Source organism: Pararhizobium gei, assembly GCF_029223885.1.
GTDB classification, from domain to species: Bacteria; Pseudomonadota; Alphaproteobacteria; order Rhizobiales; family Rhizobiaceae; genus Pararhizobium; species Pararhizobium gei.
In genome coordinates this window covers 2,821,030-2,847,009 of record NZ_CP119409.1, presented here as the reverse complement: position 1 = coordinate 2,847,009, position 25,980 = coordinate 2,821,030, and the positions used below count along the sequence as shown (strand labels likewise).

Here is a 25,980-nt window from a genome sequence, read left to right as displayed (position 1 = left end):
TAACCTCCGAACACTGAACGGTGTCAGGCGATCCGCGCCTTGCGTCCGAGCCAGACGATGAGAGCGACCGCAACCGCAAAGCCGATCGTGGCAAGGCTGATCACCTCGCCCAGAACCACGGCGGAGACGGCAAGGGTAACGAAGGTTTGCAACAATTGTACCTGCGCAACACGGCCGGTTCCGCCGAGCGCCAGCCCTGCGTTCCAGAAGATGAAGCCGCCGAACATCGACATCAGCCCGAGATAGGACAGCGCGCCCAGTTCCGCGCCGCTCGGCTGGTGGATGCCGTTGGCCGCAACCAGCAAGGTGGCGACAAGCGATACGGGAGACGTGATGACCAGCGCCCAGGAAATGACTTCCCAACCGCCGACAGTACGGGACATTTTGGCGGACAGCACATAACCGAGCGAAGCGGTAACGGCAGCCAGAAAGAGCCAGGCATCGCCGGCCTGCAGATGAAAGCCGCTGTCGCGAACAGAGAAGAGGACGACCAGTGCGGCTCCCGCCAGTCCATAGGCCCAGAAGGTGGGGCCGGGCCGCTCCCCGTCGACGAGTGCTGCGAAAATCGACGTCAGCAGCGGCAGAAGTCCGAGGATGACGCCGCCATGGCTTGCCGGTATCGTTTGCATCGCAATCGAGGAAAAGATGGGAAAGCCATAGACGACGCAGATGCCGGCACCGAGCAGCATTGCGCCGTGTCCCTTGGGCCAACGCCTGCCAAGCACCAGCAGCGCCAGTCCCGCGGGGATGGAAGCGATGACGGCGCGGCCGAACGTTATGAAGAACGGTGAGAAACCTCCAAGTGCAATATGGGTCATCGGCAATGTCGCGCCGAAGATCATGACGCCGATCAGGCCGAGGAGCATTCCCATGGCCTGAGGGTGGGTGGAAATGCGCATGAAAGCCTCCAGATTGAGGTCCGTTGGCTCGCATTGCAACGCGCAACGAGTCAAATTCATTTGCATGATCGACCGATCACCCCGACGAATGGGAAATAGTGAGGGGCCATCACAAATTCGTCAGATATGGCCGATGGCTGGCCGCCAAGCCTTGCAATCCGCCTCGACATCTGGTCATGCTGTGGACTTTCGCGCCTGCGAAGACGGCGCAGCCTTGTGTCTTTGGGCCTGTGCACGGAACTACCTTCCGTGCAGCCGCTTTCCGCAGCTGTGGGTCCGCAATCATGGGAAAGAACGTGCCTATGTCATTCTGGGAGAGCATCCTCAACATTGTCAACACCACGGGTAATGCGCTTGCCGGTGTGGTGGAGGCGATCCGGACGCTGTTCGAAGGCGATCCCGAGACGCGCCGCAAGGTCGCCTTTTCGGTGGCCATGATTGCGCTGTCGGCAAAGATGGCCAAGGCGGACGGCATCGTCAGCGAGGCTGAAGTTGCGGCCTTTCGTGACATTTTCAAATTTCCGGACGATCAGGCGCGGAATGTTGCGCGGCTCTACAATCTGGCCCGGCAGGACGTTGCCGGCTACGAGGCCTATGCCGAGAAAATGGCGTCGCTCTGCGTATCCTGCGAGCAGGACTGCCCGATCCTCGAGGACATTGTCGACGGGCTGTTCCATATCGCCAAATCCGACGGCGCGCTGCACGACAAGGAAATTGCTTTCCTGTCGCGCGTGGCGGAAATCTTCCGCATGGACCAGCACCGTTTCCAGGAGATCATGGCGCGCCACGTCGATATCAACGGCGCGGATCCCTACAAGGTGCTCGGCGTTTCGCCGAAGGATGATTTTCTCAGCATCCGCAGGCGTTATCGTGTGCTGGTGTCGGAAAATCATCCGGATAAACTGGTGGCGCGCGGCGTGCCGGAGGAGTTCCATGCGATCGCCAACGACCGCATGGCCGCCCTCAATGCCGCCTATGAGGCAATCGAGAAAGAGCGCCGCGCGGCATGACGGATTTCGCCTGTGACTATCCCGCCGCAACCGCCGTGCCTTCGCCGAACCATGGCGAAAGGGCCGGTGGCCGGACGCCCGATATGATCATCCTCCACTACACCGGAATGGCGACCGGCGCAGCGGCGCTCGACTGGCTTTGCCGCGAGGAAAGCCAGGTCTCCAGCCATTATTTCGTCCATGAGGATGGCCGTGTCGATCAACTGGTCTCCGAGAGCCGGCGCGCATGGCATGCCGGGAAAAGTGCCTGGAAGGGCGAGGTGGACATCAATTCACGCTCGATCGGTATCGAGATCGCCAATATGGGGCATCCCGACCTGCCGGATTTTCCAGATATGCAGATCGATGCCGTCGGTGAATTGTGTCGCAATTGTGTCAGTCGATGGTCGATAGCCCCCGAACAGGTACTTGGACACAGCGACGTCGCCCCTGTTCGTAAGGTCGATCCCGGGGAAAAATTCCCCTGGCAGAGGCTTTACGCCAAGGGCGTCGGACATTGGGTTCCGGCAGCCCCGATCGGCGGCGGCCGGTTTTTCCAAAAGGGCGATCAGGGGCAGCCCGTCGAAGCTGTCCAGACGATGCTGTCGCTCTATGGTTATGAAATTGAAGTCACTGGCCTTTTTTGCGACAGGACGCAAGGCGTGGTGGAGGCCTTCCAGCGCCATTTCCGCCAGTCACGCGTCGATGGTATTGCCGATATTTCGACGCTGGACACACTGCACCGATTGCTGTCCACGCTGCCTGCATTCAGCCTCTGAAAAGCCATTCGTGGACGCCCGATTTCCAGCCGCAGTTTATTTTTTTGTGCGCTGCCACATCCTCGTCACGAAGGCCGGGTCTTTTCCGGCCGTGCCAAGCGGCAGGTGATTTGAGGCAAAACCTCCCTGCTGATGACAAAAAAATCGGTGCGCGAGATGGCGGGACCGGGTATGTCCTGATGCCACCGCGCCGACAGCGGAGACTTCAACATCAATGAGACGATCGCAACTTGCTGCGGCTGCGGCATGCGCCTGCATGCTGTTTTCCGGAGCCGTATCGGCCTATGCCAGGGACAAAGCCGAAACCATTACCTCCTCCATCAAATCGGTGACCCGCACCACCGGATATGCGTCGCCCGGTGTTTCGCTTAAATCCGCCCTCTACAGCGATCTGATCAAGACTTACGCCACCGAGTATGGCGTTCCCGTCGATCTCGCCAATGCCGTGATCACGGTTGAAAGCAATTTCAATCCGAAAGCCCGCGGCAGCGCAGGCGAGATCGGCCTGATGCAGATCAAGCCTGCGACAGCGCGGATGATGGGCTATTCCGGGGGCAGGAACGGCCTGTTCGATGCCGAGACCAACATCAAGTTCGGCATGAAATATCTTGCCATCGCCCATGAACTGTCCGGCGGTTTCACCTGCGGCACCATCCTGCGCTACAATGCCGGCCACGGCGCCAAAAAAATGAATCCCGTGTCGCGCCGCTACTGCGGCAAGGTCCAGAGCATCATCGACTGAAACCAAAGAGCCGGGCAGGTTGCGCGTACCGGCATCTGAATTTTCGCGGGGTGCGGCCCTGCCGGTCCCATGCTATTTCCGGATATCGATCCGAAGGTGTAAGGCATGCAGGAAAAATTCGATTTCATTATTGTCGGCAAGGGCATGATGGGTGCCGCCGCCGCACGGCATCTGGCAGTAGCCGGGGCTTCGATCGCGCTTGTCGGGCCGGATGAACCTGCGGTCTGGGCAAGCCATGACGGCGTGTTCAGCAGCCACTACGACAATGGCCGTATCACCCGGACCATCGATCCCGATTCCGTATGGGCGCGGCTGGCCCGCCGGTCCATCGAGCGCTACGGCGACATCGAAAATGCCAGCGGTATCAAATTCTACAGCGAATCAGGCTGCCTCATCGTAGCGCCCCCGCCGGGCGGGGCCGATGCGGAGATCGAGAACGTCATTGCCGCCCGCGACCGCCTCGGTGTCGAGGCGCCGTTCATCGACACTGCCGGTCTCGCGAGCCGTTTCCCGTCATTTCGCTTTCCGCCCGGCTATTGTGGCGTTTACGAACCCCGGAATGCCGGCCATATCAATCCCCGCGCCCTTGTGGCTGCGCAGGTCCTGCTGGCGGAACGCACCGGAGTGAAGATTTTTCGCGACGAGGTAATTGCCATCGACGAGTTTCGGGACGGCGTCGAGGTGCGGCTGAACCACGGCCGTTCGCTCACCGGCGGGCGCGTCCTTGTCGCAGCCGGCGGGTTCTCCATTTCGGACAAGCTGATGAAGCGGCCGCTCGATCTAACCGTGAAGGCGCGGACGGTTGTTTTTGCCGAGGTTGCCGAGGCCGATCTGCCACGATTGTCCGGCATTCCCTCGCTGATAACCTCCGCACCGGAGCAGGACGAAAGCTATTACCTGCTGCCGCCCATCCTGTATCCGGATGGCAAGTGGTACATCAAGATCGGTGGCGATCCGAGCGATATCGATCTGCAAGATGAAGCCGGCATCAGAACATGGTTCCGCGGCGAAGGGAACCGCGCGGCCGTCGATCACATGGCCGGTTTGCTGAAGGGAGCGATGCCGTCCTTCACGCCGGCCAAGTTCGCCTGGGCGCCCTGCGTCACGACGTTCACCCGGCACGGCTATCCCTATATCGGCTTTGCCGGATCGGACAGAATTGCCGTTCTGACCGGCGGCAACGGAATGGCTGCAAAGAGCTCGGACGAGATCGGCCGTCTCGGCGCGACGTTGCTCGCGAACGGCGTTCTCGATGCGCCCGAATACGAAACGGATTTCGCCGTCTGCACCAAATAGACGCCGACGGGTTGTCTTTCGCTCTGGCAATCATGGCCCGCCTCGGCTATGGACCGCTTGCCAGTTGGCCGGGCAGCCGCGCTCCGCTAGGGCCGAAAGGCTGCGGGGGGAGGAAAGTCCGGGCTCCACGGAAAAACGGTGCCGGATAACGTCCGGCGGGGGCGACCCCAGGGAAAGTGCCACAGAGAGAATACCGCCTGCCTTGGCAGGTAAGGGTGAAAGGGTGGGGTAAGAGCCCACCGCGCGCATGGCGACATGGGTGGCAAGGCAAACCCCACCGGGAGCAAAACCGAATAGGGATGACGTGGCCCACGCAAGTGGTCCGGCCGTTTCCGGGCCAGTCATCCGGGTGGGTTGCAGGAGGCATCGCGCAAGCGCTGTCCCAGATGAATGGCTGCCACGTTCCGGCTTTCGGGCCGGAGCCATACAGAACCCGGCTTACAGGCCAACTGGCATTTTCCCCTGTTAACATGTGCGAACAGACGATCGCGGAAATCGTACATCCATTTGAACCGACAAGCTTATTCCGCATGTCTAATTCAAAATATCGTATTTTTTGAGGAGACGGTTTCCTTTTTTAAACCAATGCCTTGACGGCCAAATCGTAACTCTTTTTTAAACTTAACAGACTATCAATATCCGGCTATGGCACGTGCCGGAAGAGAGCAAATCCCATTGACGCCCATATGGTCCCATGTTATCCCAATCATGCACTGCACAAGGGCTGATTAAGGCCCGTTCACCGCAAGTTTCGGGACTGCCTGACGGCAGTTTTTCGAACGGGCATGTCGCCCGGTGGTGGAAACTTGTGCCTGGTTTTGAGAGTGCGTGCCGGCCGTGTGGTCGGGCATTGCTTTCGGGAACGGCTGTATTTCGTCATGAACCGCTTCCTCTCGCATGCGACACATCGGATCGATTCGAAGGGGCGGGTGTCCGTTCCCTCGATGTTTCGGTCCGTTTTGTCGGCGCTGGATATTCGGGAGCTTTACTGCTTTCAGGATTTTGTCTTTCCGGCTATCAGCGCCGGCGGCCCGGAGTTGCTGGACCGTTTCGAAAGGCAGATTGTCGGCGAGAACCCGTTTTCGCCGCAGGCCAATCAGATGTCGCTCCTGATTCATGGGGGCGGGGTCTTCATGAAGCTCGATCAGGAAGGCCGGCTGATGGTCACGGATTTTATCCGCGACTTCACCGGAATAACCAACGAAGTCACCTTCGTCGGACGGGCGGATCATTTTCAGTTGTGGTCGCCGCAGGTGTTTCAGGAAACGCAGGCGACGGCACGGGAAGAACGCAGGTTGCGAGGTTTGCGTTCCGACTAGAGCGGAGAAACGGAATGATGGCGGATCAAGGCACAGCTTCCACTGATGCCGATGGCGGACCGGTCCGTCACATTCCGGTTCTTCTCCCCGAGGTTCTGGCGAGCCTCGATCTTGCTCCCGGCAAGATCATTCTCGACGGAACCTTCGGCGCGGGAGGCTACACTTCGGCCATCCTCGCATCCGGCGCCGATGTGATCGCGCTCGATCGCGACCCGGCGGCGATTGAGGGCGGGCAGGCCATGGTGGGCGCCAGCAACGGCCATCTCACTCTCGTCCACTCCCGGTTTTCGGCCTTGGCGGACTATGCGCCGGACGACGGCCTCGACGGCGTGGTTCTCGATATCGGTGTCTCCTCCATGCAGATCGACGAGGCGGATCGGGGGTTTTCCTTCCAGCGGCGCGGGCCGCTCGACATGCGCATGTCGAGCGACGGCGTGACCGCCGCGGATGTCGTCAACCGTGCCAAGGTCTCCGATCTCACCCGCATTTTCGGTTTCCTCGGCGAGGAGCCGCAATCCGGCCGGATTGCACGCGCCATCGAGAAGCGCCGCCTGGAGGAACCCTTCGTCACCACCCGCGATCTCGCCGGCCTCATCGAAATCGTCACGCCGCGCAAGGCCAAGGACAAGATCCATCCCGCAACCCGCGTGTTCCAGGCTCTGCGCATTTTCGTCAACGACGAACTTGGCGAACTGGCGCGGGCTCTGTTCGCCGCCGAGCGGGCGCTAAAGCCAGGTGGGCGCTTGACTGTCGTCACGTTCCATTCGCTGGAAGACCGCATCGTCAAGAAATTCTTTCAGGACAGGGCCGGCAAGGCTTCGGGCTCGCGGCACCTGCCGCTGGTGCATGAGCGCGCGGCAACCTTCGCACCAGTTGGCAAGTCCATGATCGCGGCCACAGAAGAAGAAGCGTCCCGCAATCCACGCGCCCGATCCGCCAAAATGCGGGTGGGTGTCCGTACAGGCGCTCCGCCAGAGGCAGATGATCTGTCGATCTTCGATTTGCCAAATCTTGCGAGCCTGGGAAGGATTGGAGGTTAAGAGATGCTGCGTAGCCTGGATATCGTCCTGATCGTCGTCATGACCGCTGCCGCGACCGTCACCTATACGATCAAGCATCAAGCGGAAAACAAGCTGGAAGAGGTTCGCAAGCTCGAGTCGAACATCAAGCTCGAGGAGGATACCATCGACCTTTTGCGCGCGGACTGGGCGCTTCTCACCCAGCCCGGCCGGCTGGAAAAGCTCGTGACGGTCTATCAACAGGATCTGCAGTTGAGTCCCACCGTTCCGACGCAACTGGCCCGACCGGAGGAATTGCCGATGCTCAAGGCCGATCTGCCGCCACCCGAAGACGTTCTCGAGATCATGGGTATGGCCAAGCCGAAGGGCAAGGCCAAGAAGCAAGCTGCCAAGACAGACACGATTAAAACAGGTTCTGTGGCCAAAACAGATTCGGTGGCGCGCTGATGTCTTTTCTGTCCCGGATCATGATCGTCAAGAGCAAGGCTCATTTTTCCCATGGTGGCAACAACCATCCCGGCGATCTGGGGCGTCCCTTCGAGGGAACCCGCAAGAAGAGCAACAATCAGGCGCGCAGTCGCGTCGCCATCGTCATCGTCAGCTTCACCCTTGTCTATTGCATCATCGGCGGCCGTCTCGTCCAATATGGTCTGGCGCAGCCGGACACGGTGTCGAGCATCGGCCGCGCCGACAACCTCATGGCGTCACGTCCCGATATTCTCGATCGCAACGGCGAGATCCTGGCGACGGATATCCGCACCGTCTCGCTCTATGCTGAGCCGCACAAGATCGTCGATGCGAACGAGGCCGTCGAGCAGCTTTCCACCGTGCTGCCCAATCTCAACGTCGCGGAGATCTACAACAAGCTGAAATCCGATTCGCGCTTCCAGTGGCTCCGGCGTCAGCTGACGCCCAAGCAGCAGAGCGAAATCCTGGCGCTTGGCATTCCCGGCATCGGTTTCCGGCCGGAAAAGCGCCGTTTCTATCCCGGCGGCGCCACGGCCTCGCATATCGTCGGCCATGTCAATGTCGACAACCGCGGCATTGCCGGCATGGAACGCTGGATCGACAATCAGGGGCTCGCCGATCTTGCCGCCATCGGCATGACCAGCGACGCGAAACTCGAACCGGTCAAGCTGTCCATCGACCTGCGCGTCCAGAACATCCTGCGCGACGTCGTGGTCGATGCCATGGTCAAGTTCAAGTCGCTTGCCGCCGGCGGTGTGGTCCTGAATGCCAGGACCGGCGAAATTCTCGCCATGGTGTCCTATCCCGACTATGATCCGAACAAGCCCGCCGACGGTGCCAAGGAAGGCTGGATGAACCGCATGTCGAACGGCACGTTCGAGATGGGGTCGACCTTCAAGTCGTTTACGACTGCGATGGCGCTCGATTCCGGAAAGGTGAAGCTCACCGACAGTTTCGACGCACGCTATCCCATTCGCATTGGCGGGTTCACCATCAAAGATTTTCACGGCAAGAACCGCGTTCTGACGGTACCCGAGATCTTCCAGTATTCATCCAATATCGGGACTGCCAAGATGGCCGATCTTGTCGGCATTGCGGGCCACAAGGAATTCCTCACCCGCATAGGGCTGCTCTCAAGGATGCAGACCGAACTGCCGGAAGTGAAGATGCCGAGCCAGCCGCGCGAATGGAAGAAGATCAACTCGATTACCATCTCCTTCGGCCACGGCGTCTCGACCACGCCACTGCAGACGGCGGTCGCCGGCGCAGCGCTGCTCAACGGCGGCAGTCTGATCGAGCCGACCTTCCTGCCGAGAACCGTCGAGCAGGCCCAGGCCGCGTCAACGCCGGTCATCAAGAAGAGCACAAGCGACGACATGCGCTTCCTGTTCCGCTGGAACGGCGTCAAGGGATCGGGCAGGAACGCGCGCGTACCGGGCTTCAATGTCGGCGGCAAGACCGGGACAGCGGACAAGGTCGTGAATGGACGCTACTCGAATGCCGCCAATTTCAACGCCTTTCTGGCCGGTTTTCCGATCGACGATCCGCGCTACGTGGTCTTGACGTTCATCGACGAACCGAAGACCGACAAGGGCAATGGCGCGGCCCTTGCAGGCAATACGGCGGCGCCGATGGTGCACGACATCATCAGCCGGTCGGCGCCGCTTCTCGGTGTCGAACCGAAATTCGGAGAAGATGGCTCTGCCTTGCTCGTGTCTTATTGACCATGGAATGACAACACGGGGACCTGTCGCCCGGCCGGTCGGAACAACTGAAAAGTGCATCCATGAAGCTCAAAGACCTCATCGGGAAGGATTTCCCGGACATTGCCGAACAGATGAACCCGGCCGCCGGTGACGTCGATATTACCGCAATTACCGCCGATAGCCGGCAGGTCGTTCCGGGCTCGCTGTTCGTGGCTCTTGCCGGCAGCAAGGCCGACGGAAGGGCATTCGTCGCCGACGCCGTTGGGCGCGGCGCGGCCGCCGTGGTGACCGGGAACGGTGTGTCCGAAGCGCTTTCCGTGCCATTGCTGGTTGCTGCATCGCCGCGCCGGCTGCTTGCTCTGGCCGCAGCCCGTTTTTACGAACGCCAGCCGCAGACCATGGTTGCCGTGACCGGGACTGCCGGAAAGACCTCGGTCGCGTCCTTCACCCGTCAGATCTGGGCGCATGCCGGACACCTTGCGGCGATGATCGGTACGACGGGCGTGATTGCGCCCGGCCGGAACGATTACGGCTCGCTGACGACCCCCGACCCTGTGTCGCTGCACAAGCTGCTTGCCGAACTGGCGGATGCCGGCGTGACCCATGCGGCAATGGAGGCTTCCAGCCACGGGCTCGACCAGAGCCGCCTCGACGGTGTCCGTCTGGCAGCGGCAGGCTTTACCAATCTCGGCCGCGACCATATGGATTATCATCCAACGGTTGAAGACTATATGGCTGCCAAGATGCGGCTGTTCGACGGCGTCCTTCCGAAAGGCTCGCCGGCGGTCATTTTCTCGGACGACAGCTGGTCGGCGCAGGCGATCGCCGCGGCGAAGGGGGCGGGACAGGACGTTCTGACAGTCGGTCGCAAGGGCGATTATTTGTCGCTGAAGCGCGTCGAGCATTTCCGTCACAAGCAGATTGCCGAAATTCACGTGGGAAGCGAGATTTTCGAAGTCCATGTGCCGCTCGCAGGCGACTTCCAGATTTCGAACGCGCTGGTCGCGGCGGGTCTTGCCATGGCAACGGGGGTGGGTGCCGGGGACGCAATGTCGGCGCTTGAGAAGCTGCAGGGCGCATCCGGTCGTCTCGAACTTGTGGGGCAGAGTGAAAACGGCGCACTCGCCTATGTCGATTACGCCCATAAGCCGGACGCGCTCGAAAACGTCCTGACATCGGTCAGGCCCTTCACGACCGGCCGCGTCATCGTGGTGTTCGGGTGCGGCGGCGACCGCGACAAGGGCAAGCGGCCGATCATGGGGGAAATCGCCACCCGTCTGGCGGATGTGGTTATCGTCACCGATGACAATCCGCGTTCAGAAGTTCCCGAAACCATCCGCAGCGAGATCCTGGCGGCAGCTCCCGGCGCCACCGAAATCGGCGACCGCGCCGAAGCGATCAAGTCAGCCGTCGCCATGCTGTCATCCGGCGACACGCTGATCGTCGCCGGCAAGGGGCATGAGGAGGGGCAGACGATCGGCTCCGTCACGCTGCCTTTCTCCGACCATGCCGAACTGAAAAAAGCATTGGGAGGTCAGTGATTTGACTATTCTCTGGACTATCGACGATCTGATGGCGGCCATGCACGGGCGCCCCATGGGAAACCTGCCCGAGGGCATTACCGGTATTTCCATCGATAGCCGCTCTATCGGCAAGGGCGAGGCCTTCTTCGCGATCAAGGGCGACCGCGTCGACGGACATGACTACGCGGGAATCGCGATCGCCAATGGCGCGACCCTGCTTGTCGTCAGCGAGGCGAAGCTTCCGGCGCTCGGACGGCTGAGCGCGCCGATGATCGTGGTCGATGACGTGCTGGAGGCCATGGTCCGTCTCGGCTGTGCCGCGCGCGACCGTAGCGCCGCCAGGATCATCGCCGTTACCGGCTCCGTCGGCAAGACGACCACCAAGGAAATGCTCCGGCATGTGCTTGCGCCGTCCGGCCGCGTTCACGCCTCCGTCGCCTCCTTCAACAATCACTGGGGCGTGCCGCTTACTCTTGCCCGAATGCCGGAAAACACCGATTTCGGCGTCTTCGAGATCGGGATGAACCATCCGGATGAAATTCGCCCGCTCGTGAAGATGGTAAGGCCGCACGTCGCGATCATTACCACGATCGCCGCCGCCCATCTCGGGAATTTCAAGGATCTCGGCGAGATTGCCGCGGCCAAGGCTGAGATCATGGAAGGCCTCGTCGATGGCGGCCATGTGATTCTCAACCGGGACAATGAACAGTTCGATATGCTCGAAAGGGCGGCGACGTCGCTTGGAATAAGCCACATTCACAGTTTCGGCAGCAATCCCCGTGCGGATTTCCGTCTGCTGGAATTTGCCGGCGGTTCGGAGCGGGCGGTGCTCTGGGCTGGGATCGGCGGACGCACCCTCGAAATCGAGATGGGTGCTCCGGGACGTCATATAGCGGAAAATGCACTGGCCGCGATCGGTGCCGCCACCTTGGTCGGCGCGACCATCGACAGCGTCGTTGCTGCGCTCGGCACCCTGCGGCCGGAGAAGGGCCGCGGCGCCCGCCACCGGTTCCCGATCGGCACGGGATTCTTTGTGCTGATCGACGAGAGCTACAACGCCAACCCGGCCTCCATGCGGGCGGCGATTGCCCTTCTCGGCGAAACCGAAACGCCTCAAGGCGGACGAAAGATTGCCATTTTGGGCGACATGCTGGAGATGGGCGAATTCGCGGGCAGGGTCCACGCGGAACTGGCGGCTCCGCTCGTCGAAGCCGGTATTGCCCATGTCTGGCTGGCCGGCCCCGAGATGGTGCATCTGCGGGACGCGCTGCCGGAAGGAATCCATGTCGAATATCGCGAAACCGTCGACGCATTGACCGATTTTGCTGTGTCGTCCGTCACTGCCGGAGATGTTGTCATGATCAAGTCTTCGAAGGGCACGGGCTGCGGCAGGATCGTTCAGGCGCTGCTTGAAAAATACCCGTTGTCGTCCATGGCGGGAAACGCCGCTTAAGGCTGGGACAAGGCTTTTATGGCCAGCCTGTTGCTGGCTGACATTTTTGATATTGAGCGAGATCCATTCACCGCGATTCTGGTGGATGGATCTCGCAAGAACCTTTGGGGAAAGGTCCCTTCATGCTTATCTGGCTTGTCGAACTGGCGGACCATTTTCAATTCTTCAACCTGTTCCGGTACATCACCTTCCGGACGGGGGCGGCCCTGTTCACTTCGGCACTGATCGTTTTTCTCTTCGGACCAAGGATGATCGCTTCTTTGCGCGTACGGCAGGGACGAGGACAGCCGATCCGGGCGGACGGGCCGCAGACCCATTTCAAAAAGGCGGGAACGCCGACCATGGGCGGGCTGATGATTCTGGCCGGGATCGTCGGCAGTTCGCTGCTCTGGGCAGATCTGTCGAGCGTCTATGTCGTTTCGACCCTGCTGGTGACGCTCGGTTTTGGCGCCATCGGGTTTTACGATGATTATCTCAAGGTCACCAAGCAGTCGGACAAGGGCTTTTCCGGCAAGGCGCGTCTCGGTCTCGAATTCCTGATCGCAGCAATCGCGGTCTTCTTCATGATGCGCAGCGCGCTATCGGCCGGTGTTGCGGGCTCGACCTTCGGCTCATCGCTGACCTTTCCGTTCCTCAAGGATTTCACCTTCAATCTCGGCTATTTCTTCATCCTGTTCGGCGGCTTCGTCATCGTCGGCGCCGGCAACGCGGTGAATTTGACCGACGGGCTCGACGGGCTCGCCATCGTTCCCGTGATGATTGCCGCCGCATCCTTCGGCGTCATCGCCTATCTCGCCGGCAACGCTGTTTTCGCCAATTATCTGCAGATCCATTTCGTTCCAGGTACCGGCGAACTCGCCGTCATTCTTGGCGCCGTGATTGGTGCCGGTCTGGGCTTTCTCTGGTTCAATGCGCCCCCGGCGGCCATCTTCATGGGTGATACGGGGTCTCTGGCACTCGGTGGCCTGATCGGCACCGTCGCCGTCGCCACCAAGCACGAAATCGTCATGATCATCATCGGTGGGCTGTTCGTCATGGAAACCTTGTCGGTGATCATCCAGGTTTTCTGGTTCAAGCGCACCGGTAAGCGCGTCTTTCTGATGGCGCCGATCCATCATCATTTCGAGAAGAAGGGTTGGACGGAAAGCCAGGTCGTGATCCGGTTCTGGATCATCGCCGTCATCCTCGCCATGGTCGGCCTCTCGACCCTCAAGCTGCGGTAAAGGCAATGATCCCGATCTCCACATTGGCGGGCAAGGCGGTCGCGCTCTTCGGTCTGGGCGGCTCTGGTCTTTCTACGGCGAAGGCCCTCGTCGCAGGCGGCGCGGTGGTGACGGCTTGGGACGACAATGCCGAAAGTGTCGCCAAGGCCAGGGCCGAGGGCATTGGCACCGGCGATCTCCGCCAGGCCGACTGGGCCGCCTTTTCCGCATTTGTGCTGTCGCCCGGCGTGCCCCTGACGCATCCGAAGCCGCATTGGACGGTTGATCTCGCCCGCGCAGCGGATGTCGAGGTCATCGGCGACGTCGAGCTTTTCGTGCGTGAACGCCGTGCCCGTGCCCCGCATTGCCCGTTTATCGCCATCACCGGCACAAACGGCAAATCGACCACGACAGCGTTGATCGCCCATATCCTGACATCCAGCGGCCGTGACACGCAGCTTGGCGGCAATATCGGCACGGCCGTCCTGACACTTGACCCCCCCGAATCTGGAAAATTTTATGTGGTCGAATGCTCGTCCTATCAGATCGATCTTGCGCCTTCGCTCGATCCTTCGGCCGGAATCCTGCTCAACCTAACGCCCGATCATCTCGACCGCCACGGTGACATGGACCACTATGCGGCCATCAAGGAGCGGCTGATCGCCGGCAGTCACACGGCCATCGTCGGTGTGGACGACGCCTATTGCGAGGCGATTGCCGATCGTGTGACGCTTGCCGGCAAGCGGGTCATTCGCATTGCCCGGCATCGTCCGCTCGGTGAGGGCTTTTATGCAGACGGTTCCCGCGTCATGCGTGCCGAAGGCGGGTTTGCCGAGGTCTTTGCCGAGCTTGACGGCATCGCAACCCTGCGCGGAAGCCATAACGCCCAAAATGCTGCCGCCGCGATTGCCGCCTGCCTGTCCGTCGGCGTTCCGAAGGACGAGATTCTTGCAGGCCTCGCTTCGTTCCCCGGCTTGAAGCATCGCATGCAGCCGGTGGGGCGAAAAGGCGACGTTGTGTTCGTCAACGACAGCAAGGCGACCAATGCGGATGCGGCGGCACCGGCCTTGTCGAGCTATGACCGGATCTACTGGATCGCCGGCGGTGTTCCAAAGGAAGGCGGCATCGTCTCGCTTGCTCCGTTTTTTCCGAAGATCGCCAAGGCCTATCTGATCGGCGATGCCGCGCAGGATTTCGCAGCAACGCTCGGCGATGCCGTGCCTTTAGAGATTTCGCAGACGTTGGAGAGGGCCGTGGCTCACGCCGCAGCTGATGCCGGGGGTGCGGGCGGCGTTTCAGCCGTTCTCCTCTCTCCGGCTTGCGCCAGTTTCGATCAGTACAAGAATTTCGAGGTGAGGGGCGACGCCTTCGTCTCTCATGTTGCTGCGATCGAAGGCATGACGATGTTGGTATGAGGCCACCTGCGGCTTCGATGCTAATGGCCTGATGAGTAAGTTTTGGCGCGCGGCGCCGTTGAAGGGGATGACGAGATGGTAAGCCGTGCTGAACGTGGCCCTGTGGCCGACTGGTTCTGGACGATCGACAGGTTCTTCCTGGCGACCTTCATCATGCTGATGGGGATCGGCTTCATGCTGTCCTTCGCGGCGAGCCCCGCCGTTGCCGAGCGGCTCAATCTCGACAGTTTTCACTTCGTCAAGCGCCATGCGGCCTTTCTGTTGCCATCGCTGGCGGTGATGATCGGCATCTCCTTCCTGACGCCGCGCCAGGTGCGCAGGATGGCGATGATCCTGCTTCTGGCATCACTCGGCATGATGGTGCTGGCATTGTTCTTCGGGGCGGAGGTCAAGGGTTCGCGGCGCTGGATTTCGCTTGCGGGACTGTCCGTGCAGCCGTCCGAATTCATGAAGCCCGCCTTTGTCGTCGTCTGCGCCTGGCTTTTCTCCGAACATGCGCGTCAGCCTGAAATCCCCGGCAATCTTTTCGCCATTCTGCTCTTCGGCATCGTGGGCGCGCTTCTCGTCGCCCAGCCGGATCTTGGCCAGACCATCCTGACGACGGCGGTCTGGGGCGGCATGTTCTTCATGGCCGGCATGCCCTGGCTCTGGATCATCCTGCTCGGCGGTTCGGCCATCGGCGGTCTGGTCGTGGCCTACACGGTGCTGCCGCATGTGGCGGGGCGCATCGACCGATTTCTTACTGGCGAGGGCGACACGTTCCAGGTGGATACGGCGCGCGAGGCGATCATTCGGGGCGACTGGCTGGGTCAGGGTCCGGGTGAGGGCGTCGTCAAGCGGATCATCCCCGACAGCCATACCGACTTTATCTTTTCCGTTGCCGCGGAAGAGTTCGGCATCATCTTCTGCATGGTCATCGTCCTAATCTTTGCCGTTCTCGTCATGCGCGGGCTGTCCCACGCCTTCCGCGAGCGCAACGACTTCAACCGCTTCGCCGTCGCCGGACTGGTGCTGCAGATCGGCATCCAGTCGATGATCAATATCGGCGTCAATCTGGAACTGCTGCCGGCCAAGGGCATGACCCTGCCATTGATCTCCTACGGCGGCTCCTCCATGGTGGCAATTTGCGTAACGGCCGGCTTTATCCTGGCGCTTACCCGCCACCGCCCGGAAAAACGCGCCGTCGAGCGCAGCCTGTTCCGGTCCGGCATGGGCGTACCGGCGGAGTGAGGTGCGTATGGAGTTCGCGGTGAGTTCCCCCCCTCTGTCACTTCGTGACATCTCCCCCTCAAGGGGGGAGAACATTCTTTTTCGTTACAGCTTCATAAGCCAGCGGCCAATCTCCCCCCCTGAGGGGGAGATGTCCCGGAGGGACAGAGGGGGGGAAGTCTCCCCATGCACAGGGGCGGATATCCTATGACCAAAGGCATCATCATGCTTGCCGCCGGCGGGACCGGCGGTCACCTTTTTCCGGCGGAAGCGCTGGCGTACGAACTGAAGGCACTCGGCTATTCCATCCATCTTGTCACCGACAGCCGGGCCAAACGCTATGCGGGAACTTTCCCGGCCGATGAAATCCATGTCGTTCCCTCCGCCACCATTGGTTCCAAGAACCCTTTGAAGGTTGCCGGATCGCTCTGGACGCTCTGGTCGGGCATGCGGATTGCCGGACGCCTGATGGCGAAGGTCAGGCCCAGCGTCGTCGTCGGCTTCGGCGGTTATCCGACCATTCCGCCACTGCTGGCCGCCGTTCGCGCCGGGATCCCATCCATGATCCACGAACAGAATGCCGTCATGGGGCGTGCCAACCGGGCGCTGGCGAAACGCGTGATGGCGATTGCCGGCGGTTTCCTGCCTGAAACCGAAGGCCCCTATGCGGCGAAGACGGTGACGACAGGCAATCCGGTGCGCCCGGCCGTGCTCGAGGCTGCAAAGGTCCCGTATCAGCCATCCGGACCGGGGGAGGAGTTCAGGCTCGTGGTGTTCGGCGGCAGCCAGGGCGCGCAGTATTTTTCAAAGAGCGTTCCGACGGCGATCAGCCTGCTCGACGACAGCTTGCGGCGCCGCCTTCGCATCACCCAGCAGACGCGCGCCGAAGACATGCCGATGGTCGAGGGCTGCGTCGTCAAACTGGAGATGAAGGCCGAGATCGCTCCTTTCTTCAACGACATGGCTGACCGGATCGCCAGGGCGCATCTGGTGATCTGCCGTTCCGGGGCTTCCACCGTGTCGGAAATCAGCGTCATCGGCCGTCCGGCGATCCTGGTTCCCTATCCCTATGCGCTCGACCATGACCAGGCGGCCAATGCCGCGGCGCTTGCCGCAAGCGGCGGTGCAAAGGTCATCGCGCAGGCGGAGCTTTCGAGCGAAAAGCTGAGCCGCATTTTGACCGAGGCGATGAACAATCCTGAAAAACTTGCAACTATGGCCGCAAACGCCAGACAGGCCGGAAAGCCCGATGCGGCCCGCTTGCTTGCCGCCATGGTTGAGGCTATTGCCAGCGGCGCGACGATTGCACAGTTCAAGGAAACACGTTCATGAAAATGCCGCAGACGATAGGCCTCGTTCATTTCATCGGCATCGGCGGCATCGGCATGAGCGGCATCGCCGAGGTGTTGCACAATCTCGGCCACAGGGTGCAGGGGTCCGACCAGTCGGACAGCGCCAATGTGCAGAGGTTGCGCGACAAGGGTATCGAGGTCTTCGTGGGGCATGCGGCCGAAAACATCGGCGAGGCCGAGGTGGTCGTTGTCTCAACTGCCATCAAGAAGACCAACCCGGAACTGATTGCGGCGCGTGAAAAGCTGCTGCCAGTCGTGCGCCGCGCCGAAATGCTTGCCGAACTCATGCGGTTCCGCAATGCCATCGCCATCGGCGGCACCCATGGCAAGACGACGACCACCTCGATGGTGGCGACGTTGCTCGAAGCCGGCGGGCTGGATCCGACCGTGATCAACGGCGGCATCATCAATGCCTACGGCACCAATGCCCGCATGGGCGAGGGCGAGTGGATGGTGGTGGAGGCCGACGAGTCAGACGGCACTTTCCTCAGGTTGCCCGCCGATATTGCCGTTGTCACCAATATAGATCCCGAACATCTTGATCATTATGGCAACTTTGACGCTGTGCGGGCGGCCTTCCGGCAATTCGTCGAAAATGTTCCTTTCTATGGATTCGGCGTCATGTGCCTCGACCATCCCGAGGTACAGACGATGGTGTCGAAGATCGAGGATCGTAAGGTCATCACCTATGGCGAAAACCCGCAGGCCGATGTGCGCTATTCCAATATCCGCATGGACGGCGCCACCTCGGTCTTCGACGTCGAAATCCGTCGCCGCCGCACCGGCCGGGTGATCCAGTTGCAGGATCTGCGCCTGCCTATGCCCGGACGCCACAATGTCTCGAACGCCACGGCGGCGATTGCTGTCGCCCAGCGACTCGGCATTTCGACGGAGGACATTGCCAAAGGACTCGCCTCCTTTGCCGGCGTCAAACGCCGTTTCACCTTCACCGGTGAATGGAACAACGTGCGGGTCTACGATGATTACGGCCATCATCCGGTCGAGATCAAGGCCGTTCTGAAAGCTGCGCGCGAAGCGTGCCAGGGCAGGGTCATCGCTGTCCACCAGCCGCATCGCTTCAGCCGCCTGCACAGCCTCTTTGAGGATTTTTCGTCCTGCTTCAACGACGCAGACACGATCCTGCTGGCGCCGGTTTACTCGGCCGGGGAGGAGCCGATCGAGGGGATCAATTCGCAGGAGCTTGTCCTGCGGATAAAAGCCGGGGGACATCGCGACGCGCGATTCATCGAGGGGCAGGATGCCATCGCGCCGATCGTTGCCGCCATTGCGCAACCCGGCGACTTCGTGGTTCTCTTGGGGGCAGGCAGCATCACCTATTGGGCCGCTGCCCTTCCTAAGGAACTCGCAGGCATTTCGGGACAGTCCGCATGAAACAGGTCGATGGCAACAAGCTTCTGGCGTCGCTCGGAGAGGGCATAAACGCGCTGAGGGGGCGCCTGACCCCGGACGCGCCGATGGAGCGGGTCACCTGGTTTCGCGCCGGCGGACTGGCGGAGCTGATGTTCCAGCCGCATGACACCGATGATCTCGTCACCTTCCTGAAGCTTTTGCCGGAAAACATTCCGGTCATGGTCGCGGGTGTCGGCTCGAATCTTCTGGTGCGCGACGGCGGTATTCCGGGTGTCGTCATCCGCCTTTCGGCCAAGGGTTTCGGGGACATCGAACTTGCCGGAGAAAACCGCGTCAAGGCGGGCGCGATCTGCCCGGACAAGAACCTTGCTGCCATGACGCTTGATCACGGCATCGGCGGGTTCCATTTCTACTACGGCATCCCCGGCTCGGTCGGCGGCGCGTTGCGGATGAATGCCGGGGCCAATGGCGGAGAGACGCGTGAACGCGTCGTCGAGGTTCATGCGTTCGATCGTCAGGGCAACAGGCATGTTCTTGATAATGCGGAAATGGGCTACACCTACCGGCATTCCGCAGTCTCGAAAGACCTGATCTTCACACATGCCATCTTCGAAGGCTATGCCGAAGACAAGGCGAAAATCCGCGCCGACATGGACGCCGTGCGTCAGCACCGCGAGGCTGTCCAGCCTATCCGCGAAAAGACCGGCGGATCGACCTTCAAGAACCCAGAGGGACATTCCGCCTGGAAGCTGATCGACGAGGCCGGTTGCCGCGGCATGATGATCGGTGGCGCGCAGATGTCGCCGATGCACTGCAATTTCATGATCAATACAGGCCAGGCGAGTGGCTACGAACTCGAATATCTCGGCGAAACCGTGCGCCAACGCGTGATGGAAAATTCCGGCATCAAGCTGGAATGGGAAATCAAGCGCATCGGCAATTTCATGCAGGGTTATGAAGTGAAGGAATTCCTGGGGCGGATGACGGCGTAGGCTACCATGAGCCTTATACACAATGAGAGGACCAAACTTCTAGCGAATGCTCTCGACCGGTTGGCAACAGCACTGATTGCCGTCGGAGTTTTGGGGCAGGCGCTATCACTCACGCCCGCAAGCGCGACGTCTTCGCAGGTGCTGAATGTCGGGGCTTGGTTCTTGGGTGCGTTTGTCCTACATTTGATAGCACAACGTGTGCTTGGAAGGTTGAAGACATGACACAGCAGGTGCTGTTCTGGTGGGGCTTCCCCTTGGCGGTCTCGATCATCGGTCTGGCCTGGCTGGCGGTGGACTATTACCGTCATCCGGACCAAAGCGAAAAATAGCGCACCACGACCTCAAAGAAAAAGCCGCGAAGTTCAACAACTTCGCGGCTTTTTCGTTTGTCATGATTCAACCTGAACTCAGACTTCTTCTTTGCCCGACAGCAGAATGCAAACGAGTGTGATGACGGCGGCCACGGCGAGGTAATAGCCGACATAGGTCATGCCATAGGTCGATTGCAGGTAGGTGGCGATATAGGGTGCCAGCGAGGCACCGAAGATGCCTGCAAAGTTGAAGGTGATCGATGAGCCGGTATAGCGCACATTGGTCGGGAAGGGCGCGGCAAGCGCCGTGCCGATCAGGCCGTAGGTGATACCCATCAGTGCCATGCCGATGACCACGAAGACGATGACGTTCGCTTCTCCACTTGTCAGCAGGCCGGGCAGGAAGAACGAAAAGATGCCGATCAGGATGGTCACCCCGATCAGGATTTCGCGGCGGCCGAAGCGCTCCGCGAGCTTGCCGGCGATCGGGATGAACAGGCCGAACAGCACCGAGCCCAGGATCTGGATTTCCAGCGCGTCGATGAAGGGCAGCTTCAGGACTTTGATGTTGTAAGACAGAAGATAGGCCGAGCCGATATAGAACAGCACGAAGGTGGCAAGTGCGACAAAGGTGCCGAGCACGAGGCTACGCTTGTGATTGCGAAAGAGTTCCATGACGGGAACTTCGACGCGCTCGTGTTTGTCGATCGCTTTCTGGAAAGCCGGCGTCTCGGTAATCGAGAGCCGTACCCAGAGACCGACGGCGATCAGCAGGATCGAAGCGAGGAAGGGCACACGCCAGCCCCAGCTGAGCAGGGCATCCTGCGAGATGACGTGCAGGAGCAGCCAGAAGACCCCAGATGACAGGAACAGGCCGACCGGCGCGCCAAGCTGCGGGAACATGCCGTACCAGCTCTTCTTGCCTTCCGGTGCGTTTTCGGTGGCCAGCAGAACGGCGCCACCCCATTCGCCGCCGAGACCAAAGCCCTGGCCGAAACGGCAAAGCGCAAGCAGCAGCGGCGCGGCGACGCCGATCTGCTCGTAGGAGGGTAGCAAGCCGATGATGACGGTGGAGATGCCCATGGTCAGGAGAGCCGCAACCAAGGTGGTCTTGCGCCCGACCCGGTCACCGAAATGGCCGAAGACAATTGCACCCAGCGGGCGGGCGAAAAAGGCGATCGAAAAGGTCGCAAAGGATGCAAGGAGCGCGGTCGTCGGATCGCTGTTCGGAAAGAACAGCGTCGGGAAGACGAGCACGGCTGCGGTCGCGTAGACATAGAAATCGAAGAATTCGATGGTTGTGCCGATCAGGCTTGCCAGAAGAACGCGGGAGGGCGAATTGAGCGGGCCCTTGTTCAACGGCTCTGCCGTCGGCGACAACGTGGAGATTGTGTCGCTCATGATGATGTATCCGTATTGGGAAGATGAAGGCCGTCTTGGGAGGCAGCTGCCCGGCTCTTAACGCAGTCACGCCGCCATGAAAACCGCCAAACGCACCAAACGTAAAGATTTGCTGCCTTGTCTTCGCCAAGCTGTCGCTGCCGCCGCACGGCAAGCGTTGACCGTCGTCGCGTTGAGGCCATTTTCCTGTCTTGACGGGAATCGCTGAATGATAAATCTCCGGTTGTGTGTGGGAATTGTTACCACGCATAACTCGCCGAATTGCGCATTCGCCCAAGTCAGGGGGCTGACGATGGGCGTGGACATTGTGCGAGGAGGTTCTTGGAGCACGGCTCCGTACAAGGGGAAATCATGATCAAAAAGCTTTCGGCTGAATTTTTAGGAACATTCTGGCTCGTGTTCGGCGGCTGTGGCAGCGCGGTGCTGGCCGCTGCTTTTCCCGAACTCGGCATTGGACTGCTCGGTGTTTCGTTGGCATTTGGCTTGACCGTTCTGACCATGGCCTATGCAGTGGGGGGGCATTTCAGGCGGTCACTTTAATCCTGCCGTGTCCGTTGGCCTGACCGTGGCCGGCAAATTTCCGCTATCGGCGCTTCCCGGCTACATCATCGCGCAGGTGATCGGCGCAACCTTTGCCGCCGCGGCACTGTATCTGGTCGCAAGCGGCAAGGCCGACTTTCAGCTCGGCGGTTTTGCCGCCAATGGTTACGGCGAACATTCGCCCGCGGCTTATTCGCTGACATCCGCTCTTGTCATTGAAGTGCTGCTGACGGGTTTCTTCGTCTTCATTATCCTCGGTGCCACCCACGGCCGGGTTCCCACGGGATTCGCGCCCGTCGCCATCGGTCTGGCATTGACGCTTGTTCATCTGATTTCCGTTCCCGTGACCAATACATCCGTCAATCCGGCGCGCTCGACAGGGCAGGCGCTGTTCGTTGGCGGCTGGGCGCTGCAGCAGTTGTGGTTGTTCTGGCTCGCGCCGATCGTTGGCTCCGTCGCCGGTGCAATCGTCTGGAAAGCAGTCGGCGAGGATTGAAACGCCGCTTGCCGTTCAAAGGCTTGCGACAAATGAAGGCTTCCGCGCAGACCGCGCGGGGGCCTTTTTTTCACTGCAGATATTTCTGTCAGCCGAGGGCAGCGAGTTAACCAAAGTAAACGGTTCATTAACCATAATGCCGTTCTAGTGATCCCATGCCTGTTGTCTGCGACTCGGTGGATGCGGACAAGCCAGGCGCAAGTGGAACTGGGTAAGGCTGGCGTGATGTCGGGGGTTTTGATGACTGGTAAGCATGTTGCTGTCCTGATGGGCGGATTTTCCTCGGAACGGCCGGTCAGCCTGTCGTCGGGGACGGCGTGCGCCGATGCGCTGGAAGGCGAGGGCTACCGCGTCACCCGGATCGATGTCGATCGGGACATTGCTTCCGTGCTTGCCGATCTGAAGCCCGACGTGGTGTTCAACGCGCTTCACGGGCCCTTCGGCGAAGACGGCACGATTCAGGGATTGCTCGAATATCTGCAGATTCCCTATACCCATTCCGGCGTGCTTGCCTCGGCGCTTGCCATGGACAAGGAGCAGGCCAAGATCGTTGCCAGCGCTGCCGGTATTCCTGTTGCCGAAGCGCGCGTGATGGACCGCCACGATTTCGGCTCCGACCACCCCATCAAGCCGCCCTATGTCGTCAAGCCTGTCCGTGAAGGCTCGAGCTTCGGCGTTGTCATGGTCAAGGAGGATCAATCGCATCCGCCGCAGATCGTGACATCCAGCGAGTGGCGTTACGGCGATCGCGTGATGGTCGAGCGCTATGTGCATGGCCGTGAATTCACATGCGGCGTCATGGGCGATACGGCTCTTGGCGTCACCGAGGTGATACCCCAGGGGCACGCCTTTTACGATTATGACTCAAAGTATGTGAAAGGCGGTTCAAAACACGTCATTCCGGCCGATGTTTTACCAAATATTTACCAAAAAATACAAACACTCGCGGTCAAGGCGCATCAGGCGATTGGATGCCGCGGCGTAAGCCGCTCGGACTTCCGCTTTGACGACCGTTTTTCTGAAGACGGAGAGATCATCTGGCTGGAGATCAACACCCAGCCGGGAATGACTCCAACCTCTCTGGTGCCTGAGATGGCGGTTCATGCCGGCCATACATTCGGTAAATTCCTTACGTGGATCGTGGAGGACGCGTCGTGTTTGCGTTAAGAGGCAGGAAGGCTGCAAGAGTGCTGGCGCCGTTGGAGGCCGCCGATCTGGACGGACAGCGCGTGCTGCCGCGTCCGCTGCGCCGCGCCGTTCGTTTCGTCGTTGGCCTTGGCACCGGCCGTTTCCACTTTGCACCCTACACAGGGACTGTCTCCGCTGCCGCATTCATGGCAGCGACCGGATTTTATGGCATGGCGCTCGGCGGGCACAGCCATTCCGTCGCCCAGACGACCACCACGGTGGTCGGCTTTGCGATCGAGGACGTGAAGGTTTCAGGGAACGAACAAACCTCCGAGATCGATATTTTCCAGCAACTCGGGCTCGATGGCACCACATCGCTGGTGGCGCTCGATATCGACGCCGCCCGCAAGCTGATCAGCGAGATGCCCTGGGTCGAGGACGTTGCCGTTCGGAAGGTTTATCCGGGAACGATCGAGGTCAACCTCAAGGAGCGAAAGGCGTTCGGCATCTGGCAGCACGGCGCCGATCTGTCCCTGATCGAAGCCAGCGGCAGCGTGATCGCACCGCTGCGCGACAACAAGTTCGCGGAACTGCCGCTGTTTGTCGGCCGCGACGCCGAAACGGCTGCGGCCGAGTTCCATCAGCGCTTTTCGCAGTGGCCCGAGATTGCAAAGCGCGTCAAGGCCTATGTCCGGGTCGCGGGCCGCCGCTGGGATCTCATGCTCGACAACGGCATCACCATCAAGCTTCCGGAGCATGATCTGGAACGTGCCATGCAGGTTTTGTCGACGATGGAGGAGGGGCAGCAGCTTCTCGATCGCGACATTGCCGCAGTCGATCTAAGGCTCGAAGACCGCACCACCGTGCAATTGACCCCGGAGGCGGCCGCCCGCCGTCAGACCGTTCTGGAAGCGCGCACGAAAATGCTCAAGAAGCAGGAACAAGAGGACCGTATATGAGTGCTTTCGGTTCTTCCCATTTTGGTCTGCCGCGCCTGAAGCCGCTCAATTCCAAACGGTCGCACATCGTCTCCGTTCTCGATATCGGCTCGACCAAGGTTGTGTGCATGATCGGCCGGTTGACACCGCGTGCCGAAAGCCAGATCCTGCCCGGCCGCACCCATGCGATCGAGATCATCGGCATCGGCCACCACAAGTCGCGTGGCATGAAAAACGGCGTGATCGCCGATCTCGATGCCGCCGAAAGCGTCGTGCGCCTCGCAGTGGATGCCGCGGAGCGTATGGCCGGATTGACCATCGACAGCCTGATCGTCAACATCTCGGCAGGCCGACTGCAGAGCGACATCTACACCGCCTCGATCGATCTCGGCGGTCAGGAAGTCGACGCGGCCGATCTGCGCAAGGTTCTGGCTGCTGCAGGCCAGCAGTCGCTGCGCCAGGATCGCGTCATTCTGCATTCGCTGCCGACCGGATTTTCGCTCGACGGCGAGCGCGGCATCCGCGATCCGCTGGCTATGTTCGGCGATCAGCTCGGCGTTGACATGCATGTGCTGACAGCCGAGCGCGCCGCGCTGAAGAACCTCGAACTGTGCATCAACCGCGCCCATCTTTCGGTCGAGGGTATCGTTGCCACGCCTTATGCCAGTGGCCTTGCGGCACTGGTGGACGATGAGGTCGAGCTCGGCTGCGCCGCGATCGACATGGGCGGCGGCACCACGACGATTTCGGTTTTTGCGGAAGGCAAGCTGGTTCATGCCGATGCGGTCTCGCTCGGTGGCCATCACGTCACCACCGATCTCGCCCGCGGCCTCTCGACCCGGCTCGAAGATGCCGAGCGTCTCAAGGTCGTTCATGGTTCGGCACTGCCCAACAGCACGGACGAGCGCGATATCGTCTCGGTTCCGCCGATCGGCGAGGACGACCGGGATCAGCCGACCCATGTGCCGCGCGCCCTTGTGTCGCGCATCGTGCGTGCCCGCATCGAAGAAACGCTTGAACTTATTCGCGATCGCATCCAGCGCTCGGGCTTTTCGCCCATCGTCGGCAAACGTGTCGTTCTGACCGGCGGCGCCAGCCAGCTGACGGGACTGCCTGAGGCGGCGCGCAGGATTTTGGCCCGCAATGTCCGCATCGGCCGGCCGCTCGGTGTTTCCGGCCTGCCTGTCGCAGCAAAAGGCCCTGCCTTTTCGACGGCAGTGGGCCTGATGATCTATCCGCAGGTGGCGGAACTGGAAACGCATGTGACGCAGGGCGGATTGCTCTCGTCGCTCGCAGGAAACAACAGCCGAATTGCCCGCATGGGCCAGTGGCTGAAGGAAAGCTTCTGATCCCGGCGGCTTTGCCCCGGGGGCGTATTATTGAGAATTTGGTGATTTGGCCGGCTCGGCAAGGCGGCCAGAAACAAGGAAGG

General features: G+C 60.7%; 21 protein-coding genes, 1 other RNA gene and 1 pseudogene. 21 read left to right on the top strand and 2 right to left on the bottom strand.

What is annotated here, in order from left to right; translation table 11 throughout:
- Nucleotides 1-23: 23 nt before the first annotated feature.
- On the bottom strand, nucleotides 24-899 hold the full coding sequence (locus tag PY308_RS13855) for a DMT family transporter (protein WP_275783525.1): 876 nt from the start codon (nucleotides 897-899) through the stop codon (nucleotides 24-26).
- Between the two features lie 302 nt (nucleotides 900-1,201).
- On the opposite strand from PY308_RS13855, the gene PY308_RS13850 reads away from it, so the two are divergent.
- From PY308_RS13850 to murB, 17 genes are all read left to right on the top strand, one after another.
- A complete protein-coding gene (locus PY308_RS13850; RefSeq protein ID WP_275791126.1) occupies nucleotides 1,202-1,909 on the top strand; it encodes a J domain-containing protein in 708 nt (235 codons plus the stop codon).
- Nucleotides 1,906-2,667, top strand: coding sequence for an N-acetylmuramoyl-L-alanine amidase (locus tag PY308_RS13845; protein WP_275783524.1), 762 nt, complete (start codon nucleotides 1,906-1,908; stop codon nucleotides 2,665-2,667). The genes PY308_RS13850 and PY308_RS13845 overlap by 4 nt, the downstream gene beginning before the upstream one ends.
- Nucleotides 2,668-2,881: 214 nt before the next feature.
- Nucleotides 2,882-3,409, top strand: a complete 528-nt coding sequence (locus PY308_RS13840; protein WP_275783522.1) for a lytic transglycosylase domain-containing protein — start codon at nucleotides 2,882-2,884, stop codon at nucleotides 3,407-3,409.
- A gap of 105 nt (nucleotides 3,410-3,514) precedes the next feature.
- Entirely contained in the window at nucleotides 3,515-4,705 is a 1,191-nt protein-coding gene (locus PY308_RS13835; RefSeq protein ID WP_275783519.1) for an NAD(P)/FAD-dependent oxidoreductase, read from the top strand.
- Between the two features lie 60 nt (nucleotides 4,706-4,765).
- An RNA gene (rnpB, locus tag PY308_RS13830) (RNase P RNA component class A) lies at nucleotides 4,766-5,162 on the top strand.
- A gap of 421 nt (nucleotides 5,163-5,583) precedes the next feature.
- On the top strand, nucleotides 5,584-6,024 hold the full coding sequence (mraZ, locus tag PY308_RS13825; protein WP_275791125.1) for a division/cell wall cluster transcriptional repressor MraZ: 441 nt from the start codon (nucleotides 5,584-5,586) through the stop codon (nucleotides 6,022-6,024).
- Nucleotides 6,025-6,038: 14 nt separating this feature from the next.
- The gene (gene rsmH / locus PY308_RS13820) at nucleotides 6,039-7,064 is read left to right on the top strand and encodes a 16S rRNA (cytosine(1402)-N(4))-methyltransferase RsmH (RefSeq protein ID WP_275783518.1); all 1,026 of its coding nucleotides are present in this window, start codon (nucleotides 6,039-6,041) and stop codon (nucleotides 7,062-7,064) included.
- A gap of 3 nt (nucleotides 7,065-7,067) precedes the next feature.
- Complete coding sequence (gene ftsL, locus PY308_RS13815; RefSeq protein WP_275783516.1) at nucleotides 7,068-7,490, top strand: cell division protein FtsL; 423 nt, start codon at nucleotides 7,068-7,070, stop codon at nucleotides 7,488-7,490.
- Nucleotides 7,490-9,235 (top strand): peptidoglycan D,D-transpeptidase FtsI family protein, encoded by a 1,746-nt coding sequence (locus PY308_RS13810; protein WP_275783515.1) that lies wholly within the window; start codon nucleotides 7,490-7,492, stop codon nucleotides 9,233-9,235. The genes ftsL and PY308_RS13810 overlap by 1 nt, the downstream gene beginning before the upstream one ends.
- A 62-nt stretch (nucleotides 9,236-9,297) precedes the next feature.
- Nucleotides 9,298-10,758 carry a UDP-N-acetylmuramoyl-L-alanyl-D-glutamate--2,6-diaminopimelate ligase gene (locus PY308_RS13805; protein ID WP_275783513.1) on the top strand — a complete coding sequence of 487 codons (1,461 nt, stop codon included), beginning with the start codon at nucleotides 9,298-9,300 and terminating at the stop codon, nucleotides 10,756-10,758.
- 1 nt (nucleotide 10,759) lies between these two features.
- On the top strand, nucleotides 10,760-12,193 hold the full coding sequence (locus PY308_RS13800; RefSeq protein ID WP_275783510.1) for a UDP-N-acetylmuramoylalanyl-D-glutamyl-2,6-diaminopimelate--D-alanyl-D-alanine ligase: 1,434 nt from the start codon (nucleotides 10,760-10,762) through the stop codon (nucleotides 12,191-12,193).
- A gap of 122 nt (nucleotides 12,194-12,315) precedes the next feature.
- Nucleotides 12,316-13,416: a phospho-N-acetylmuramoyl-pentapeptide-transferase gene (mraY, locus tag PY308_RS13795; RefSeq protein ID WP_275783507.1), complete on the top strand. Its 1,101-nt coding sequence runs from the start codon at nucleotides 12,316-12,318 to the stop codon at nucleotides 13,414-13,416.
- A 5-nt stretch (nucleotides 13,417-13,421) separates the two neighbouring features.
- Complete coding sequence (murD, locus tag PY308_RS13790) at nucleotides 13,422-14,810, top strand: UDP-N-acetylmuramoyl-L-alanine--D-glutamate ligase (protein WP_275783505.1); 1,389 nt, start codon at nucleotides 13,422-13,424, stop codon at nucleotides 14,808-14,810.
- A 75-nt stretch (nucleotides 14,811-14,885) separates the two neighbouring features.
- Complete coding sequence (ftsW, locus tag PY308_RS13785) at nucleotides 14,886-16,040, top strand: putative lipid II flippase FtsW (protein ID WP_275783503.1); 1,155 nt, start codon at nucleotides 14,886-14,888, stop codon at nucleotides 16,038-16,040.
- A 186-nt stretch (nucleotides 16,041-16,226) separates the two neighbouring features.
- On the top strand, nucleotides 16,227-17,351 hold the full coding sequence (gene murG / locus PY308_RS13780; RefSeq protein ID WP_275783501.1) for an undecaprenyldiphospho-muramoylpentapeptide beta-N-acetylglucosaminyltransferase: 1,125 nt from the start codon (nucleotides 16,227-16,229) through the stop codon (nucleotides 17,349-17,351).
- Nucleotides 17,348-18,763, top strand: coding sequence for a UDP-N-acetylmuramate--L-alanine ligase (gene murC, locus PY308_RS13775; protein WP_275783499.1), 1,416 nt, complete (start codon nucleotides 17,348-17,350; stop codon nucleotides 18,761-18,763). Before murG ends, murC begins: the two co-directional genes overlap by 4 nt.
- Nucleotides 18,760-19,734 carry a UDP-N-acetylmuramate dehydrogenase gene (gene murB, locus PY308_RS13770; RefSeq protein WP_275783496.1) on the top strand — a complete coding sequence of 325 codons (975 nt, stop codon included), beginning with the start codon at nucleotides 18,760-18,762 and terminating at the stop codon, nucleotides 19,732-19,734. Before murC ends, murB begins: the two co-directional genes overlap by 4 nt.
- 407 nt (nucleotides 19,735-20,141) lie before the next feature.
- Here the strand turns inward: murB and PY308_RS13765 are convergent, their stop codons facing one another.
- On the bottom strand, nucleotides 20,142-21,446 hold the full coding sequence (locus PY308_RS13765; protein WP_275783493.1) for an MFS transporter: 1,305 nt from the start codon (nucleotides 21,444-21,446) through the stop codon (nucleotides 20,142-20,144).
- Between the two features lie 351 nt (nucleotides 21,447-21,797).
- Here PY308_RS13765 and aqpZ point away from each other — a divergent pair.
- The 4 genes and pseudogenes from aqpZ to ftsA all read left to right on the top strand — a co-directional run bounded on the left by aqpZ (nucleotide 21,798) and on the right by ftsA (nucleotide 25,897).
- A pseudogene (gene aqpZ / locus PY308_RS13760) lies at nucleotides 21,798-22,482 on the top strand (aquaporin Z).
- A gap of 240 nt (nucleotides 22,483-22,722) precedes the next feature.
- On the top strand, nucleotides 22,723-23,649 hold the full coding sequence (locus tag PY308_RS13755; RefSeq protein WP_275783491.1) for a D-alanine--D-alanine ligase: 927 nt from the start codon (nucleotides 22,723-22,725) through the stop codon (nucleotides 23,647-23,649).
- Nucleotides 23,637-24,569 carry a cell division protein FtsQ/DivIB gene (locus PY308_RS13750; RefSeq protein ID WP_275783490.1) on the top strand — a complete coding sequence of 311 codons (933 nt, stop codon included), beginning with the start codon at nucleotides 23,637-23,639 and terminating at the stop codon, nucleotides 24,567-24,569. The genes PY308_RS13755 and PY308_RS13750 overlap by 13 nt, the downstream gene beginning before the upstream one ends.
- Nucleotides 24,566-25,897, top strand: coding sequence for a cell division protein FtsA (gene ftsA / locus PY308_RS13745; RefSeq protein ID WP_275783488.1), 1,332 nt, complete (start codon nucleotides 24,566-24,568; stop codon nucleotides 25,895-25,897). Before PY308_RS13750 ends, ftsA begins: the two co-directional genes overlap by 4 nt.
- The last annotated feature ends 83 nt before the right edge of the window (nucleotides 25,898-25,980 follow it).